The sequence below is a fragment of the Sphingomonas sp. DMC8 genome (assembly GCF_056314185.1).
On sequence record NZ_JBQUYV010000009.1, the window covers coordinates 74,165 to 91,994 of the forward strand.

Sequence of the window (17,830 nt, forward strand, 5' to 3'; positions counted from 1 at the left end):
GTCAGCCTTTCATCGGCAGCGCAGCGGCCAACCTGACGGTGGCGGCGAGCACTTCGGGATCGTTGAGCAGGTCGTGGCCGCGACCCGGCACGATGCGGAAATCGGTGGCGATGCCGCGCAGCGCAAGTGCTTCGGCATAAGCGCGCGAGAGCGACGCCGGCGTCACCTTGTCGTCGGAACCGACCAGCACGGCCGCGCGCAGGCGCGGCAGCAGGCCACCTGCCGTCTTCAGCGGATCGAGGCTGGTAACGGGGGCGTCCCATCCCTGCCGCGCCTGCTGCTTCTGCATCGCCGCGCGCCACTCGGGCAGCGCGCAGGGGCAGCCGGCGAGCACCATGCCGTCGACCAGATCGGGGCGGATGCCGGCCAGGTCCGCGGCCATCGCGGCGCCACCGGATTCGCCGACCAGGATCACTCGCGCATGCGGATAGCGGCGGCGCAGCTTGGCGAGCGCATCTGCCACCACGCCCAGCCGCTCGGGCGTGTAATTATCACCAGTATCGGTCCCGCGCTCGCCGGGGGAGCGGTTGCCGGCGGTATCGGCATAGCCCGGGCGAAGCAGCGCGACGGCGACGCTGCCGGGCACGGCGTGCGACACGCTTTCGGCAAAACGATAATGGTCGCTGCGTGCGGCCGGATCGCCGTCGCCGTTGAGCACGACCACCAGCGTGCGCAGCCCGCCGCGCGGTGCCGTGCCATAGGTGGCGGCGTGCAGCGGCAGGGGAGCATGGGCGCTGGCAAGCGACGGCGCGGCGGCGCGGTCGGCAGCGCAGCCGGCGAGCAAAGCCAGCGCGGCGAGCAAGGCGGGGGTCTTACAGTGCATCGGCAATCCGTTCGGCGAGGCGGCGGGCGACTTCCTCTTTCGGCAGCCGATCCCAATGTTCGACGCCTTCTGCCGTGACGAGATGGATGGCGTTGGCTTCACCCCCCATCACATCGCCCGAAACATCGTTGGCGACAATCCAGTCGGCGTTCTTGCGAGTCCTTTTCGCGACGGCATGATCGACGACCTGTTCGGTTTCGGCGGCAAATCCCACCAGCAGAGACGGGCGGTTCGCGCTTCGGCCCAGCGTGGCGAGAATGTCGGGATTTTCGGCCAGCGCCAGCGTCGGCGCCTGTTCGCTCTTCTTGATCTTCTGCGGCCGGGCTTCGACGTGCCAGTCAGCAACGGCGGCGACCATCACGGCGGCGTCGGCGGGAAGGGCGGCATCGACTGCCGCCGCCATCTCGCGTGCGGTTTCCACGTCGATGCGCGTCACGCCGGCGGGCGTGGGCAGCGTTACCGGTCCAGCCACCAGCGTCACGCGCGCGCCCAGCCGTGCCAGCGCGCCGGCAATGGCAAAGCCCTGTTTGCCCGACGAGCGATTGGCGATGTAGCGGACCGGGTCGATCGGCTCGTGCGTCGGGCCGGCGGTGACGAGGATGTGGCGGCCGGCGAGGCGCTGCGGCACGGGCGCGAGCGCCTGCTCGATCGCGGCGAGGATCGCCTCCGGCTCGGGCAGGCGGCCGGGGCCATATTCCCCGCACGCCATCGGCCCTTCGTCGGGCTCCAGCACCATGATGCCCTCGGCGCGAAGCTGCGCCACGTTGCGGCGGGTGGCGGGGTGCTGCCACATCCGCACGTTCATCGCCGGCGCGGCAAGCACCGGCTTGTCAGTGGCGAGCAGCAAGGTTGTGGCGAGGTCATTTGCCAGCCCGCCCGCCATGCGCGCCAGCAGGTCGGCCGTGGCGGGCGCAACCACCACCAGATCGGCCTCGCGGCTCAACTGGATATGGCCCATCTCGGTTTCGTTCTTCAGATCCCACAGCGTCGTGTGGACCTGATTTTCGGACAGGGCCGCGAGCGTCATCGGCGTGACGAAATGCTCGCCGCCTTCGGTCAGCACGCAGGTGACACCAATGCCCGCCTTGCGGCACAGCCGCACCAGCTCGCAGGCCTTGTAGGCGGCGATACCGCCGCCGACGATGAGAAGGATGCGTTTCACTGCACCACCGTTGTAATCGTGATCCGCCGCCTGTCGAGCGCGCGGACCCACAGGTCGCGCAGCGCATCGGGCACGAACAGCAGCCCGACCAGCGACACCGGCGCCACCATCAGTACCCAGTAGAAATTGTCGGCCCGGGCGAACAGCGCGATTGCGGCGCCATAGCCGAGGAGCAGCGCGAGCATCCGCAACCCCAGGCCGTCGTTCCAGCTCGCCCAGCCGATCACCGCGAGACCGGCCAGCACGGATGCGGCCCAAAGCGGAAGCGCCTGTAGCGCGGTTGCGGATACCAGCGCGCGAATGAAAAAGCCGACGCCGTTCAAGCCGGTCCAGCCCGGCGAACTCGGGTCCAGCGGCCCGGTCACGGCGGCGACGGCCCAGGCGTGGCAGGCGAGCGCCACGGCGAACAGGGAGAGTGCCATCAACCACCCCAGCGCCTCACGTCGCGCGCCTTCGGCCCAGGCGAAGGCCGACATGATTATCACGTACAGTGCGGCGGTCTCGCGGACCAGCATTGCAGCCAGCCCCAGCGCCACGGCAGTCGTCCAACGATCGGGCCGCCGCAGCGCCAGCGACAGTGCAACGAGCAACCCCGCCCACAACTCATGAAAACCGGCGAGACCCGGCTGGAAATAAACGACCAGCGATGCCGCCAGCAGCAGCGCAAGCGCGATGCGCGGCAACAGGCGCGGCACGGCGGGCCCCAGTCGCATTGCCCAGGCAAGTGCCGTCGTCAGCGCCAGCAACATCAGCAGCGCGTCCACACCCCAGAGGGGAAGCGCCGCCTGCACCTCGGCCAGCACCGGCATGCGCATCGTCAGGAAGGGGCGCAGCGGATAGGCACCGGCCCGCATCGTCTGGGCCGCTGCAGCATAATAGCCTTCGCCGCCCTTCACTGCAGAGACGATCTGCCCATAGAGGTCGAGATCGGTCATGCGCTGGGCGGCATTGCCGGCGGTGGCGGGCGCGTCGCCGGTCGGCAGCGGTGCTGCGAGCGCAGTAAGGCAGGCGCCCAGCACCAGAAGGATCGCCACCAGGGCAAGGCGTGCCCGGTTGCGCGACAGCAACGCAAAGCGACTCGTCTGGCCGGTCCAGAACCCCGTTCGCGGCGCACCCGCAGCCGGTCGCTGCGACCGGCGGGACAGGGAAGGGCTCAGGCGCATGGCTGCCGTCTAGCGCGGACGCGGGGCCACGTCACGCGATGCCTCACAGCAGGAAAAAGGTCGCCGCAGCCCCGGCCAGTGCCGCCAGGATCGCGACCGCTCCGTACCGCCAGCCGCCGCCGACGCGCACCACCTGAATTTCGCGCAAGGGCGGCTCGGGTGGCGCGCCACCGGGCGAGGGGAAACGGCGCTCGATATTGCGCACCAGCTCGGGCAGCCGGGCAAGCGTGCGCAGATCCTCGATCAGTCGGTCGGCGACCTTCGCTTCCGGCCCCAGTTCGGTGCGAAGCCATTCGCGTACGAACGGCGCGGACACGTCCCACAGGTTGATGTCGGGATCGAGCGTACGCGCGACGCCTTCCACCATCACCATGGTCTTTTGCAGTAGCAGCAGGTGCGGCTGCGTCATCATGTCGAAATCGCGGGTGATCGAGAAAAGGCCGTCGAGCATCCCGCCCATCGACATTTCCTTGACCGGCAGGCCGCGCATCGGCTCGCCTACCGCGCGCAGCGCCGTCGCGAATTCCGCGACATTGTGATGCGACGGCACATAGCCTGCCTCGAAATGGATTTCTGCGACGCGCCGGTAATTGCCGGTGATCAGGCCGTAGAGAATCTCCGCCAGCCACACCCGCGCGCGCCGGTCGATCCGGCCCATGATGCCGAAGTCGATCGCGGCGATGCGGCCGTCTGCCAGCGCGAACAGATTGCCCTGGTGCATGTCGGCATGGAAGAAGCCCTCGGCGATCGCCTGGCGTAGAAAGGCCTTGATCAGCTTCGACGCCAGCGCAGAGGTGTCGTGGCCGGCACGTTGCAGCGCCTCGCGGTCGCTCAGCTTGATGCCGTCGATCCATTCGAGCGTCAGCACCTTGCCGGTGGTACGCTGCCAGTCGATCGCCGGCACCATGAAGTCCGGCTCTGCCGTCATCCCCTCGGCAAGTTCGGAGGCGGAGGCAGCTTCGCGGCGGAAATCGAGTTCCCGTGCGGTCCAGCGCTTGAAGCTTTCGATGACGAGGCGGGGGCGCAAGCGCCGCGCCTCGCCGCCAAAGGCCTCGAGCTGCGCGGCAGCCCATTCATAGGTGTCGATCGCGCGCGCAAACTCCGTCTCGATCCCGGGGCGGAGCACTTTCACCGCGACGCGGCGGCCATCGGTGGTGACGGCGCGATGGACCTGCGCGATCGAGGCCGCGCCGATTGGGACTTCCTCGATCTCGGCGAACATCGCGGAGATCGGACGGCCATGGCTCGACTCGATCCGCTGACGGATGACATCGAAGGGCACGGGCGGCAGCGCATCCTGCAGGCGGAGCAGATCGTTCGCCGCCTCCTCGCCGACCAGATCGGGGCGGGTGGCGAGCGTCTGCCCCAGCTTGATCGCAGCCGGGCCGATCGCCTGAAACGCATCGGCATAGGCGGGTACGGCCGGCACCCGCGCGCCGAACCGGGCAATGCGGGCCAGGCGCCGCACCGGACGCGGGGTGTTGGCATCACGCTCGATACCGCGCAGGGCGCCGTGGCGAGCGAGGATGCGGCCCCATTTCAGCAGGCGCCAGAGATGGACGGCAGGTGCAGTCATGCGGCCTCACTCCCCTCCCGCAAGCGGGAGGGGGACGAACGTGGCGCCGGTGGCGATCCGCCCTCCCCATGCCGGGGAGGATCGAACGGGAACCCCCATCAAATCTTCCAGCCGCTGTGGATCGCGACAAGCCCGCCGAGCAGCGGCTCGACATGGGTTCGCACAAAGCCCGCTTCTGCGATCATCCGCTCAAAGCTGGGCATGTCGGGGAAGCGGCGGATCGATTCGATCAGATAGCGATAGCTCTCTTCGTCGCGCGCGAAGAGCTTGCCCAGCTTCGGCACCAGATGGTGCGAATAGGCGTCGTACACCTCGGCAAAACCCGGCCACTGGGTGGTGGAGAATTCGAGCACGAAGAACCGGCCGCCGCGCTTCAGCACCCGGTGCGCTTCACGCAGCGCCTTGGGGATGTCGGTCACGTTGCGGATGCCGAATGCGATCGTATAGGCGTCGAAAAAGCGGTCGGGAAATTGCAGTTCCTCGGCATTGGCCTGGGTCCAGACCAGCCCGTCGATCCCGCGCTCGGCCGCGCGCTCCACGCCCACGGCGAGCATTTCGGCATTGATGTCGGCCACGGTGATCGCCGCGCCGGACTTCGCCATGCGAAAGGCGATGTCGCCGGTGCCGCCCGCCATATCGAGGATGTGTTCATCGGCGCGCGGCTTCACGCGGCGGACGAAGCGGTCCTTCCACAGCCGGTGCATCCCGCCCGACATGGCGTCGTTCATCAGATCATATTTGCTGGCGACGTTCGAGAACACCTCGCCGACGCGGCGGGTCTTTTCCTCGGGGGCGACATCTTCGTAACCGAAGGAGACGGTATCGGGCATGGAGGTGCCTTAGCGGGGTGCGCCGGGCAAACCAAGGGGCCTGAGGGGGAAGGATCAAAGGGTGACAATCCGCCCTCCAATGCCTAGCTCTACCGGCAAATGCCCGAGCTTCCCGAAGTCGAAACTACCGTTCGCGGCCTGGCCCCTGTGCTGGAAGGCCAGCGAATCGAGCGTGTGCTGCTCAATCGCGCCGATCTGCGCCGGCCCTTTCCCGCCGATCTCGGCCAGCGGCTGACCGGTGCCACCGTCACCGGCCTGTCTCGCCGCGCCAAATATGGCCTGATCGCCACCGATCGCGACGATACGCTCATCTTCCATCTGGGCATGTCGGGCCGCTGGCGGATCGATCCGGCGGAGCTGGGCAAGCACGATCACGTCATTATCGAGACGGCGCGCCACCGGCTGGCGCTCAACGATCCTCGCAGGTTCGGATCGATCGATCTGGTGGCGACGGCAGAACTTGGCGACTGGCCCGCCTTCAAGGCGCTTGGGCCGGAGCCGCTAGGGCCTGATTTCAACGCAGCGCATCTGGCGGCGGCGTTCGAGGGGCGAATCGCTCCGGTAAAGGCGCTGCTGCTCGACCAGCGAATCGTCGCGGGGCTCGGCAATATCTATGTCTGCGAGGCGCTGTTCCTTTCCGGCATCGCCCCCACCCGCGCTGCGGGCACGATCACGCGCGCACGGCTGGAAAAGCTCGTCGCGGCGATTCGCGAGGTGCTGGAGGCTGCGATTCGCGCCGGCGGATCGACCCTGCGCGACTATGCGCGGCCCGATGGCGAACTCGGCTATTTCGCGAAGGAATGGCGCGTCTATGGTCGGGAAGGGGAGGCGTGCAGCTGCGGCCGCCCCGTGCAGCGCCGGGTGGATGGCGGGCGATCGACCTTCTGGTGTCCGAAATGCCAGCGCTGATGGTTGACCCGAATCGCACAAGCCGTTAAGGGGCGCGTCTTTCCGGCGTGGGCTCGCTTCCGCGCCTCACCCAATTTCGAGCAGGAACAAGACCGAATGGCGAATACGCCGCAAGCGAAGAAGCGCATCCGTCGCAACGAACGCCGCGCAGAAATCAATGGCGCGCGCGTCGGCCGCATCCGCACCTTCGTGAAGAAGGTCGAATCGGCGCTGGCATCGGGCGACAAGGCTGCTGCAACCGCGGCGCTGGCGGCAGTGCAGCCGGAACTGGCCCGCGGCGTGGCCAAGGGCGTGCTGCACAAGAACACGGCGGCCCGGAAGTTCTCGCGCCTCAACAAGCGTCTTCAAGCGCTCGCATAAACGTAACGAATCCGTAATTTTAGCCCCGTCGGAGCCCTCCGGCGGGGCTTTTTGCCGTGGATCAAACGCTTTCTGGTGCCGAATCGGCGTTGCGCCAGCGAATCGCGGAATTCCACGAGTCGTGTCGATCTATAGTGATGAACTAATCGCAAGGCGCTGATATTATTTGGTAAAATTGGGCAACCCACGGAAAATCTAGGGGTTAGCTCTGTCAACTAAACTATTTCAGATTCTTTACGCGCTCCCCCCTTGATCGACTCAGTTCTGGCTACCTAAAACAACGGTCCCGGCACGACGTGTTCGGGAAGGTTTGCGAGCCCTGCGCCCACATGGGGGCATGACCAGTGGTGCGGGGCCTCATTTCGGATTGGCTTATGGCGCGGGAACACCGTTTCCCGTGGAGGAGGGTTGCGTCACCGTGAATCAGGTTCAGGCCCTGGATCGTGATGATAGGGAAGCGGTGGCGAAGGCCTGGGCGCATGTGCGTGCCAACCTGCGCCGTTCCGCCGGCCAGCGGCTGTTTGACCAGTGGCTGAAACCTGTCGTCCTGATCGACGGCAGCGATTCGCTGACCGTGCGGCTGGGCCTGCCTTCGCCGTTCCTTACCCAGTGGGTGAAGAATCACTATGCCGACCGGCTGCTGCTCGAGTTCCGCTCGACGCTGCCCAGCGTGCGCGCGGTTCTGGTAGAGACCATCGCGGACGAATCGGCCCGGGTTCTCAAGGCGGAGCCGGCGCCGGAGCTGCGCGTGGAACAGACCAGATCGGCCGCCGAACGGCCGCTGTTCGACCCGCGCTTCACCTTTGAGCGATTCGTGGTGGATTCTACCAACCGCGTCGCCTTCAACGCGGCGCGGGCCGTGGCGCAGCCGGGCGTGCCGCAGTTCAGCCCGCTCTATCTCCATGCCGGCACGGGCCAGGGCAAGACGCACCTGATGCACGCGCTGGGCCATGCGTTCCTCGATGCGAATCCCGGCGCGACGGCGATCTATTCGACCGGCGAGCGCTTCATGTTCGAATTCGTCCAGGCGCTGCGCAACAAGGACACGCATGCGTTCAAGGCGCGGCTGCGTTCGGTCGATCTGCTGATGATCGACGATCTGCAGTTCATCGGCGGCAAGGATGCGACCCAGGAAGAATTCTTCCATACGGTCAACGAGTTCATGGGCGCCGGCAAACGGCTGGTGATCGCCGCCGACCGCGCGCCGCAGGCGCTGGAAGGCTTTGAGCCGCGGCTGGCGGGGCGGCTCGGCGCCGGGCTCGTCGCCGACATCAAACCAGCCGAGCTGGACCTGCGCCGCGCGATCGTCGCGCGCAAGCTGAAGGACATGCCGGCCGTCGACATGCCGGCGGAAGTGGTTGAAATGCTGGCCGCGCGGATCACCACCAATGTCCGCGAGCTGGAAGGGGCGCTCAACCGGCTGCTGGCTTATGCCAATCTGTCGAACGAGACGATCACGCTCGATTTCGCCAACAATGTGCTGGGCGAAGTGCTGCGCACCAGCCAGCGCCGCATCACGATCGACGAGATTCAGCGCGCGGTGTCGGCGCATTTCGAAGTCAAGCAGCTCGATCTTATCTCGGCGCGCCGCGCGGTCGCGATCGCGCGCCCGCGTCAGATCGCGATGTATCTCGCCAAGCGGCTGACGACGCGGTCGCTGCCGGAGATTGGCCGCAAGTTCGGCAATCGCGACCATTCGACCGTCATTCACGCGGTCAAGCGGATCGAGGATCTGCGCGTGAAGGATGTCGAGATCGACGGCGCCGTGCGCGCGCTGATGCGGACGCTGGAGGGGTAATTACCTTAAGGAGCGAACACTCACCCTCACCCTTCCGGCGCTGCGCGCCTCCCTCCCTCTCCCAATGGGAGAGGGAAGGGGCCCGCCGCCGCAGGCGGTGGGAAGGGTGAGGGTGACGGGAATGCTCCCCGCCTCTCCCAATCACACCTGCAGCCCGACCGCCTGCTGCGCGGCCTTGAGCGTCGGTGCCGCCAGCGCGCTGGCCCGTGCGGCCCCCTTGGCAAGCTGGGCGCCCACTTCGGCCCGGTCATTCAGCAGTGCCGTCAGCCGCTCGCGAATCGGTCCCAGCACCGAAATCGTCAGATCGGCCAGCGCCGGCTTGAACGCGCCGAATCCTTGCCCGGCATATTCCTCGACCACCGATTGCGGCTCGCGATCGGCCAGCGCCGCGAAGATCGTCACCAGATTGCGCGCCTCGGGCCGCTCGGCAAGCGCATCGAACGAATCGGGCAGCGGCTCGGGATCGGTCTTGGCCTTGCGGCACTTGGCGGCGATCGTGTCGTTGTCGTCGATCAGGTTGATGCGGCTCAGGTCCGAGGGATCGGACTTGGACATTTTCGCATTGCCGTCGCGCAGGCTCATGATCCGCGGCGCGGCCTTGCTAATCAGCGGCTCGGGCAGCGGGAACAGCTCGACGCCGAAATCCTGGTTGAACTTCGTCGCGATGTCGCGGGTCAGTTCGAGATGCTGCTTCTGGTCTTCGCCCACCGGCACATGCGTCGCCTGATAGACGAGAATATCGGCCGCCTGGAGAACCGGATAGGTGAACAGCCCGACGCTGGCGCCGTCGCGATTCTTCCCCGCCTTGTCCTTCCACTGCGTCATGCGGTTGAGCCAGCCCATCCGTGCGGTGCCCTGCAGGATCCAGCACAGTTCGGCATGGGCGGGCACGCGCGCCTGGTTGAACAGGATCGAGCGATCGTCGATTCCCGCGGCAAACAGCGTGGCGGCCATCTCGATCGTCGAGTTGGCGAGTTCCTGCGGAGTCACCGTACCGGTGAGGGCGTGGAGATCGGCGAGGAAGAACAGGCATTCGCCCTGATCCTGCATCGCGACCCACTGCTTGATGGCGCCCAGATAATTGCCGAGGTGAAGGTTGCCGGTGGTCTGGATGCCGGAAACGACGCGCATGACATGTTCACTCCGCACCCGGTTGACCGTTCGGCCGTTGGACCGGCCGCGGGTCCATGGGCAGCGGGGGTGCTAGGGCCGCGCGAATTGCCAGGACGCGGGCGCTGTAGAGCAGCTTGCGACGAAGGGAAACCGGATCAGCGCGCAGCACGGCGCGAGAGCAGCGCCTTGAGATCCGAAAGCAGAAAGGCGCGGGTGGCAAAACAGGCGGCGACATAGATCGCGCAACCGGCGCCGACCAGCAGCACGAGGCCCGCATAGCGCTCCCAGATGCGGCCGTTCAGCCACGGGTCGAGCAGCCCGTCGCCGGCCCACAGTGCCACGCCCATTACCACGGCGGCCAGCGCAAGCCGCGGCACCCGGCGGCGCAACTGGGTATCGACGATGAAATGGCCGCGCTTGCGCAGCGTGAGATACAGCATCGTCACGTTGACGGTGGAAGAGAGCGCCGTGGCGAGTGGCGGCCCGAGATGCGCGATCAGCGGGATGAGTGCGAGATTGGCGGCGATGTTCACCGCGACTGAAATCATCGCGAACCGCACCGGCGTCTTCGTGTCGTGCCGCGCGTAAAAGCCGGGAGTCAGCACCTTTACCAGCACATAAGAGGGCAGGCCGATCGAAAAGCCGGCCAGTGCCAGCGCGCAGCTCACCGTGTCCTGCGGGGTGAAATGGCCATATTGGAACAGCCCGCGAATGATCGGCTCGGCGGCGACGATCAGCGCGATCATTGCGGGCAGGGTGAGGAACAGCGCCAGTTCCATGCCGCGATTCTGCGTCTCCATCGCTTCGGTATCGCGGCCGGCGGTGAGCAGCCGGGTGATGGTGGGCAGCAGGATCGTGCCCAGCCCGATGCCGATCAGGCCAAGCGGGAGCTGGTTCACCCGGTCGGCATAATAGATGAACGAAATCGATCCCTTGCCGAGCAGCTTGCCTGACAGGGCGGTGGAGATCAGCAGGTTGATCTGCACTGCGCCGGCACCGACTGCCGCGGGCAGGATCAGCTTCATCAGCTCACGCACTTCGGGGTCTAGCCGGGGCAGGCGGGGCTTGAGCGACACGCCCGAGGCGCGGCATGCAGCGGCAAGCCACAGCAATTGCATCAGCCCGCCGACGGGAACGGCAATCGCCTGTACCCGCGCGGTTTCCTCGGGCGTGCCGTGGAACGCGAACAGCGCCACCACCATCGCGATATTGAGCAGGATCGGCGCGGCGGCGTTGACCCAGAATTTGTCGAGCGAATTGAGGATGCCGCCCAGCAGCGAGGCGAGGCAGATCAGCATCAGATAGGGGATGGTGATCCGCGAAAGCTGTACCGCAAAGGCGAACTGTTCATGCGTCGGATGCTGTTTGGCGAAGCCGCCGGAAAGCAGTGCCGTCAGCGGCCATGCCGCGGCCAGCGCCGCCAGCGTCATCGCGAGCAGAAAGACGAACAGCACCGACAGGGTGCGCTCGGCAAAGTCGAACGCCGCGCCGCGCTCGCCGTCCACACCCAGCTTGCGGTTGAACATCGGGATGAAGGCCGATGCGAACGCGCCCTCCGCGAAAAAGGCGCGGAACATGTTGGGCAGGCGGAACGCGACGAGAAAGGCGTCCGACGCGAAATTGGCGCCGACGTAACGCGCCTGGAGCGAGTCGCGGACCAGCGCGAGGATGCGGCTGGCAAGCGTGAGACCACCTACCGAACCCAGGCTGCGCACGAGCTTCATCGATAGATCGCCATCGTGGAAAGAAGAGGACGTGCCGCAGCCCGTCCTCCCGTCCTCCCCGCGAAGGCGGGGATCCATTTGCCGGCGCACTCACGGCAAGAACCGAAGCGTTCCCACCAATGGATTCCCGCCTTCGCGGGAATGACGATGCTTTGGGAGGCTGGGGAGCGCACCGGTGCTTGCAAGGGCAGGCGCTCCCCGGAACCGATCAGGCGTTGCCCGCCGGTGCGGCAAGTTCGCCTTCCTGCTGCGCGCGCTGCTGCATATAGATGCCGGCGAAATCGATCGGCTCCAGCATCAGCGGCGGGAAGCCGCCGTCGCGGACCTGATCGGCCAGCACGCGGCGGGCGAAGGGGAACAGGATGCGCGGCGCTTCGCCGAGCAGGAACGGGTCCAGCGCTTCGGCCGGGATGTTGCGGAGCGCGAACAGGCCCGCATAGGAGAGGTCGACCAGGAACGCGACCTGCTCGCCGGCCTGGGCGCGGACTTCGATCTTCAGCACGACTTCGTACACGTCATCGGCAACCTTCGACGAGCCGATGTTGAACTGCACGTCGATCGCAGGCGGCGTCTGCTGCTGGTAGATGGCCGGGGCGTTCGGGTTCTCGAACGAAAGATCCTTCACATATTGCGACAGAACGCCCGCCTGCGGCGCAGTGTCAGCGCCATTGGCGGCAGTTTCGCCGATATCGGCGAAGGTGTCGTTCTCGGCCATCGAACTTTCCTCTTTTTTCCGGATAATTTCGCGCCCTGGGCGCGTTACCGGGCAGGCGAGTAGCAGGCACATGCCGGCCATGCAATCGTACGTGGGATGCCCGATTTGAAACCTGCGTCCCGAACGCTTATGTGAGACGCTTGGAGGCTTTGGAGGGCCCGTGTTTTACGTCATTTTGTTCGCGATGGTGGCAGGCTTTCTCGCGCTGCGACTCTATGCCGTTCTCGGCAAGCGCACCGGGCATGAGCAGCCGCTGCCCAAACCGGCCGAAGAGCGCATCGTCGCGTCGCCGGTCGCGCGGACGATCGACGCGGTGTCCGATTTGCGCGAACCAGCGAGCCGCGCGGTCGAGGCTGGCGCTGAAACTGGCCTGCGTGCCGTGGTGGCGGCCGATTCGGGTTTCGACGTCGCCCAGTTCGTGGAAGGCGCCAAGTCCGCCTACAAGATGATCCTCGAGGCGTTCTGGAAGGGCGACGAAGACACGCTTACCTGGCTGGCCGATGAGGATGTGCGCGCCGCGTTTGGCGAGGCGATCGCCGACCGCAAGGCAAAGGGCCATGTGCTCGACAACCGGCTGGTCGCCATCGAGCGTGCGTCCATCGTCGATGCCTCGGTGGAAGGCCGGGTGGCGCGGGTTGTCGTGCGCTTTGATGCCGACATCGCCGCTGTAACGCGCGACCAGGATGGCAATGTTGTCGCCGGCTCGCTGACCGACGCGGTCACCACGCATGACCTGTGGACCTTTGCGCGCAACCTGCGTAGCGACGATCCGAACTGGAAGCTGGTCGAAACCGACGAAGCCTGAGGGATTTGATGCGCCACTGGGGGGTAATTGCGCTCGCTGCGCTGCTGGGCGCCTGTTCTGGCGGCATCGTTCCTCCCGCGCCGGGATCGCGGACCCCGCCCGAGGCGCCGCCACGTCCCCGGCCCGCGCCAGTGCGGCCGGCGCCGGAATCCACGCCGCGCGCCGATGGTTCCGCCGCGCTGCCGGAAACGCCGCGTAACTTGCCCGCGCGTCAGCCGGTGGGTGCCAAGCCGCTCCCGGCACTCCCTGCTGCGCCAGTCCCGGCGGGCGCCACGACCGCACGGGCCGCCGGCGTGATCGCCGGTCCGGCGGTCGACACGTTGCCCATCGGCGAGGATAATGCCGCGCGGGCGCTGATGGCGTTCCGCCTGAGCTGCCCCGGACTGGTGCGTCGCCCGGATGCGACAGGCCTTACGCGGCCCGCCGACTGGGCCGATGCCTGCACGGTCGCCACGAGCTGGCCCACCGAAGATGCTGTGCGGTTTTTCAACGAACATTTCGAAACGCTGCAGGTCGCCGACGGCGCCGCTTTCGCCACCGGCTATTATGAGCCGGAGATTGCCGGTTCACGCGACCATCGCCCCGGCTATGACGTGCCCATTTATGGCCTGCCGAGCGATCTGGTTGACGTCGATCTGGGCCTGTTCTCCGACGATCTGAAGGGCAAGCATATCCGCGGCCGGGTCGATGGTCGCAGCTTCGTTCCTTATTATGATCGCGCCCAGATCGAGCAGGGCGCGATCGAAGGTCGCGCGCCGGTGATCGGCTGGGCGGCGGACCCGGTCGAGATATTCTTCCTGCAGGTGCAGGGCTCGGGCCGGCTCAAGCTGCCCGGCGGCGGCGTGATGCGGATCGGCTATGCCGGCCAGAACGGCCGCGATTATACCGGCATCGGCCGGGTCATGCGCGATCGCGGCCTCCTCGCCCCCGGCCAGGCATCGATGCAGGGCATCATGGCCTGGATTCGCGCGCATCCAGAGGAAGGCCGCGCGATCATGCGCGAGAACAAGAGCTTCGTCTTCTTCAAGGAACTGACCGGCGCGGGGCCGCTCGGCGCGATGGGCGTGCCGGTGGCGGGTTGGGCCAGCGTGGCGGCCGATCCCAAGTTCGTGCCGCTGGGCGCGCCTTTGTTCCTGTCGATGGACCGCACCGACGCGACCGGGCTGTGGGTGGCGCAGGATACCGGCGGTGCGATCAAGGGCGCCAACCGCATCGATACCTTCTGGGGCGCGGGCGAGGAGGCGCGGGCAATCGCCGGCGGCATGGCCGCGCACGGCACCGCCTGGCTGCTGGTGCCCAGAGGAACCTTTGCCCGGCTGACGCAACCCGCCGCACAGCCATGAGCGGGCGCGGGCGCCGCACCCTGGCGCCCGAGGAATCGGCGCTGTGGCAGCGCGTGATTGCCAGTGTCACGCCGCTCCATGCGCGCCCTGCGCCGAAGTCCCTGGATGCGCCGGTTCCGGCGCCGCCCGAGCCGAGTGCCAACGCAGCGCCGCGCGCCAGACCGGTCGCGCTCGCGCCGGGCAAGCTCGTACCCGTCCGACCGCCGCGCCCGACGGTGACGCTTACCACCCCTGCGGCCGATACGTTCGAGCGGCGGACGCTCGACGCCGGCTGGGATCGCCGCCTGTCACGCGGGCTGGTCGCGCCCGAAAGCGCCATCGACCTGCACGGGCACAGTCTGCATTCCGCCTATGACCGGCTCGATGCCGGGCTGGCGGCGGCGATTGCGCGGGGCGACCGGGTGCTGCTGCTCGTTACCGGCAAGCCACCCCGGCCCGAATCCGAGCGGCCGCATGCCCGTGGCGCCATCCGCGCGGCAGTGGGGGACTGGCTGGCTGCTTCGCGCCATGCCGATCGCATTGCGGCGGTACGCCAGGCACATCCGCGCCATGGCGGGGCGGGCGCGCTGTATATCGTGCTGCGCCGGCCGCGCGGACCGGGCTTGCCAATTTCTTAACTTCTGTCTGCGAAATCTCCTCTCTCAAACGGGCATTGCCTGCCGGCTGGATGGGGATTCGGAGCGGACACTGGTGGAGGGCTTTTCGCTCAGGAACCGCGCAATCGTATTTGCGATATGCGCAGGGGCGGTGGCCTTTATCCTCGCCCTCATTGCCGCGTCGGGTGGCCATGTGCCCAGCCTCGATTCGCTGGGCCGCGCGCTGATCGCGGCGATCGTCTGCGGCGTCCTGAGCTGGGCCTCGGCCGAACGCGCGCTAGCGGCGACGGCATCGGCGCTCGATGTTGCGATCGAGCGGCTGTCCGGCGCGGCCAATGGCGACCTGCAGAGCCCGGTGCCGCAGACCGTCCGCGAAGCGGTGCCACCGCTGGCGCACGCGATGGACGGGCTTTTCCGCCAGTTGCACGGCAATCTCGAAAGCGTGCAGCGGCTGGCGATGTTCGATACCGTTACCGGCCTTGCCAACCGCCCCAATTTCCGTCGCGGTGCCGAACGGATCCTGGCCGAGCTGCCGCAGGGCCATCGCGCGGTGCTCTATTTCATCGATCTCGACCGCTTCAAGGCGGTGAACGACACGTTGGGCCATGCGACCGGCGATGTGCTGCTCGGTATGGTTGCGAACCGTCTGCGTGCGGTGGCCGATCGCTTTGCGGCGGAGGGCACCAGCCGCCTGCCGCTGATCGGCCGTCTGGCGGGCGACGAGTTCACCATGTTCTTCCCCGACCTGGCCGACCCGCGCGAGGCGGAGCGGATCGGGCGCGGCATATTGTTCGCCCTGTCCGAACCGTTCGACCTTGCCGAGCAGGAAGTCTCGATTGGCGCCTCGGTGGGCATTGCGGTGCGGCCGGACCATGGCACGACGCTCCACGACCTGATGCGCGCCGCCGACGCTGCCATGTACCATGCCAAGGCGCAGGGGCGCGGCCGGGTCGAGCATTTCACTGAAACACTGGCCGAGCGGATGGCCGAGCGCGCCCGGCTGGAAAGCGACCTGCGCGTCGCGGTGGAGAAGGACCAGTTCATCCTCGCCTTCCAGCCGCAGATTGCCGCCAATGACGGCCGCATCGTCGGCGCCGAGGCGCTGCTCCGCTGGCAGCATCCGGAAGGGGTGCGGCTGCCCGGTGCCTTCATCCAGCGCGCGGAAGAAACCGGGCTGATCGTCGAGATCGGCGAATGGGTGGTCAATCGTGTCGCCGAAACCATTTCGCGCTGGGGCCGGCTTGGCATCGAACAGCGGCTGGCGGTGAACATCAGCCCGCGCCAGCTCGACCACGCAACCTTCTTCCGCCGCCTTCGCGAGGCAATGCTGACGGCGGAGGCGCCCGCGCATCTGCTCGAGCTGGAAATCAGCGAGACGCTGGCAATGCATTGCTCGGAGGAAGTGATCGAAGCGATCGCCGCGCTCCGCACCGATGGCGCCAGCATCGCGATCGACGATTTCGGCACCGGCTATTCCAATCTGGCGCGCCTGCGCGACTTGCCGGTCGACCGGGTGAAGCTGGACCGCAGCGTGATCGAGCGTGTCGCCGAAGACCCTGAAGCGCGGACCATTGCCCAGGCCGTGATCGGGCTGGTCCATGGCCTGGGCTGCGAAGCCGTCGCCGAAGGTATCGAGACCGAGGCGCAGGTCGCCGTGCTGCGCGTCATCGGCTGCGATGTGCTGCAGGGCTATGCGCTGGGCCAGCCGATGGGCGAGGGGGATTTCCTAGCCTGGGCACGCGAAATGGCGCCGCGCCGCGCCATCGTCGGCCTGCCGGCCTAGCCCACCCGTTTCAAAATTTCGGCATAGACCTCGGTCAGCGCGTGCAGGTCGGCGAGCGCAACTGCCTCGTCGAGCTTGTGCATTGTCGCGTTAAGCAACCCGAATTCCACCACGGGGCAGAGGCGCGAGAGGAACCGCGCGTCGGACGTGCCCCCTGTGGTGGAGAGCTCCGGCGTCACGCCCAGCCGCGCCTCGATCGCGTCGCTCACCAGTTGTGACAATGCTCCCGGCGTTGTCAGGAACGCTTCGCCATAAACCCGGCCATGCACTTCTGATTCCGGCGCATGGCGGCGGACTATTTCCTCGATCCGCGCGATCAGATCGCTACCGCGCTGCTGATCGTTGAAGCGGATGCTAAGCCGCGCGGCGGCGCGGCCGGGGATGACGTTGGTCGCCTTGTTGCCGACGGCCAGATCGATCACTTCGATGTTCGACGGCTGGAACCAGGCATTGCCCTGATCGAGCTCGATCGCGTCGATCTCGGCCAGCGCGCGGACCAGCCGGGGCACCGGATTGTCGGCGAGGTGCGGATAGGCGACATGCCCCTGCCGCCCGATTACCGCGATGTCGATCACCGTCGATCCGCGCCGCCCGATCTTGATCGTGTCGCCCAGCCGGTGGGCGGAAGTCGGCTCGCCGACTAGGCATATGTCCGGCTTCAGCCCGCGCTCGGCCATCCGCTCGATCAGCTTCGGCGTGCCCCAGGTCGCCGGCCCTTCCTCGTCGCCGGTGATGATCAGGCTGGTCGTGCCCGTCGCCGGCACCTGCGCGGCGGCGGCGACAAAGGCGGCGATCGCCCCCTTCATGTCCACCGCGCCGCGACCATAGAGCAGGTCGCCGCGCACGTCGGGGGCAAAGGCGCCACTCGTCCAGCCCTCGCCCGGCGGCACCACGTCCAGATGCCCGGCAAAGGCGAAATGCGTGCCGCCTTCGCCGCGCACCGCCAGCAGATTTTCGACCGGCCCGTCGGGCGCCTCGCCCTCCACGAACCGCTCGACCCGGAACCCCAGCGGTACCAGCGCCGATTCGAGCACATCGAACACCGCGCCACGCGCCGGGGTGATGCTTTCGGCCGAAATCAAGGCCTTGGTAAGTTCGACGACGTCGGGCACAGTTCCTCCAACAGGCTA

At 67.2% G+C, this 17,830-nt stretch carries 16 protein-coding genes; 7 read left to right on the forward strand and 9 right to left on the reverse strand.

Going from position 1 to position 17,830, the window contains the following annotated elements; all coding sequences use genetic code 11:
- Position 1: 1 nt before the first annotated feature.
- The 5 genes from ACT53K_RS17175 to ACT53K_RS17195 all read right to left on the reverse strand — a co-directional run bounded on the left by ACT53K_RS17175 (position 2) and on the right by ACT53K_RS17195 (position 5,554).
- Positions 2-823 (reverse strand): alpha/beta hydrolase, encoded by an 822-nt coding sequence (locus ACT53K_RS17175; protein WP_476229939.1) that lies wholly within the window; start codon positions 821-823, stop codon positions 2-4.
- A complete protein-coding gene (coaBC, locus tag ACT53K_RS17180; RefSeq protein WP_476229940.1) occupies positions 813-1,985 on the reverse strand; it encodes a bifunctional phosphopantothenoylcysteine decarboxylase/phosphopantothenate--cysteine ligase CoaBC in 1,173 nt (390 codons plus the stop codon). The genes ACT53K_RS17175 and coaBC overlap by 11 nt, the downstream gene beginning before the upstream one ends.
- Positions 1,982-3,148: a hypothetical protein gene (locus ACT53K_RS17185; RefSeq protein WP_476229941.1), complete on the reverse strand. Its 1,167-nt coding sequence runs from the start codon at positions 3,146-3,148 to the stop codon at positions 1,982-1,984. The genes coaBC and ACT53K_RS17185 overlap by 4 nt, the downstream gene beginning before the upstream one ends.
- A gap of 43 nt (positions 3,149-3,191) precedes the next feature.
- Positions 3,192-4,724 (reverse strand): 2-polyprenylphenol 6-hydroxylase, encoded by a 1,533-nt coding sequence (gene ubiB / locus ACT53K_RS17190; RefSeq protein WP_476229942.1) that lies wholly within the window; start codon positions 4,722-4,724, stop codon positions 3,192-3,194.
- Between the two features lie 98 nt (positions 4,725-4,822).
- Positions 4,823-5,554 carry a class I SAM-dependent methyltransferase gene (locus ACT53K_RS17195; protein ID WP_476229943.1) on the reverse strand — a complete coding sequence of 244 codons (732 nt, stop codon included), beginning with the start codon at positions 5,552-5,554 and terminating at the stop codon, positions 4,823-4,825.
- 99 nt (positions 5,555-5,653) lie between these two features.
- On the opposite strand from ACT53K_RS17195, the gene mutM reads away from it, so the two are divergent.
- The 3 genes from mutM to dnaA all read left to right on the forward strand — a co-directional run bounded on the left by mutM (position 5,654) and on the right by dnaA (position 8,621).
- Complete coding sequence (mutM, locus tag ACT53K_RS17200) at positions 5,654-6,463, forward strand: bifunctional DNA-formamidopyrimidine glycosylase/DNA-(apurinic or apyrimidinic site) lyase (RefSeq protein WP_476229944.1); 810 nt, start codon at positions 5,654-5,656, stop codon at positions 6,461-6,463.
- Between the two features lie 96 nt (positions 6,464-6,559).
- Complete coding sequence (gene rpsT / locus ACT53K_RS17205) at positions 6,560-6,823, forward strand: 30S ribosomal protein S20 (protein ID WP_476229945.1); 264 nt, start codon at positions 6,560-6,562, stop codon at positions 6,821-6,823.
- A gap of 460 nt (positions 6,824-7,283) precedes the next feature.
- Positions 7,284-8,621, forward strand: coding sequence for a chromosomal replication initiator protein DnaA (gene dnaA / locus ACT53K_RS17210; RefSeq protein ID WP_476229946.1), 1,338 nt, complete (start codon positions 7,284-7,286; stop codon positions 8,619-8,621).
- A 141-nt stretch (positions 8,622-8,762) separates the two neighbouring features.
- On the opposite strand, the gene trpS is transcribed toward dnaA, so the two are convergent.
- The 3 genes from trpS to secB form a co-directional block, all read right to left on the reverse strand.
- On the reverse strand, positions 8,763-9,752 hold the full coding sequence (gene trpS, locus ACT53K_RS17215) for a tryptophan--tRNA ligase (RefSeq protein WP_476229947.1): 990 nt from the start codon (positions 9,750-9,752) through the stop codon (positions 8,763-8,765).
- A 137-nt stretch (positions 9,753-9,889) separates the two neighbouring features.
- Entirely contained in the window at positions 9,890-11,458 is a 1,569-nt protein-coding gene (gene murJ, locus ACT53K_RS17220; protein WP_476229948.1) for a murein biosynthesis integral membrane protein MurJ, read from the reverse strand.
- Between the two features lie 208 nt (positions 11,459-11,666).
- Positions 11,667-12,173, reverse strand: a complete 507-nt coding sequence (secB, locus tag ACT53K_RS17225) for a protein-export chaperone SecB (RefSeq protein ID WP_476229949.1) — start codon at positions 12,171-12,173, stop codon at positions 11,667-11,669.
- 184 nt (positions 12,174-12,357) lie between these two features.
- Here secB and ACT53K_RS17230 point away from each other — a divergent pair, with 184 nt between their 5' ends.
- The 4 genes from ACT53K_RS17230 to ACT53K_RS17245 all read left to right on the forward strand — a co-directional run bounded on the left by ACT53K_RS17230 (position 12,358) and on the right by ACT53K_RS17245 (position 16,700).
- Positions 12,358-12,978 (forward strand): Tim44/TimA family putative adaptor protein, encoded by a 621-nt coding sequence (locus ACT53K_RS17230; protein WP_476230011.1) that lies wholly within the window; start codon positions 12,358-12,360, stop codon positions 12,976-12,978.
- Between the two features lie 8 nt (positions 12,979-12,986).
- Complete coding sequence (gene mltA / locus ACT53K_RS17235; RefSeq protein ID WP_476229950.1) at positions 12,987-14,321, forward strand: murein transglycosylase A; 1,335 nt, start codon at positions 12,987-12,989, stop codon at positions 14,319-14,321.
- Entirely contained in the window at positions 14,318-14,938 is a 621-nt protein-coding gene (locus ACT53K_RS17240; protein WP_476229951.1) for a Smr/MutS family protein, read from the forward strand. Before mltA ends, ACT53K_RS17240 begins: the two co-directional genes overlap by 4 nt.
- A 73-nt stretch (positions 14,939-15,011) precedes the next feature.
- Positions 15,012-16,700 carry a putative bifunctional diguanylate cyclase/phosphodiesterase gene (locus ACT53K_RS17245; RefSeq protein ID WP_476229952.1) on the forward strand — a complete coding sequence of 563 codons (1,689 nt, stop codon included), beginning with the start codon at positions 15,012-15,014 and terminating at the stop codon, positions 16,698-16,700.
- Here ACT53K_RS17245 and dapE read toward each other — a convergent pair.
- Positions 16,697-17,812, reverse strand: coding sequence for a succinyl-diaminopimelate desuccinylase (dapE, locus tag ACT53K_RS17250; protein ID WP_476229953.1), 1,116 nt, complete (start codon positions 17,810-17,812; stop codon positions 16,697-16,699). The two genes, ACT53K_RS17245 and dapE, sit on opposite strands and share 4 nt — an antisense overlap.
- Between the last annotated feature and the right edge of the window lie 18 nt (positions 17,813-17,830).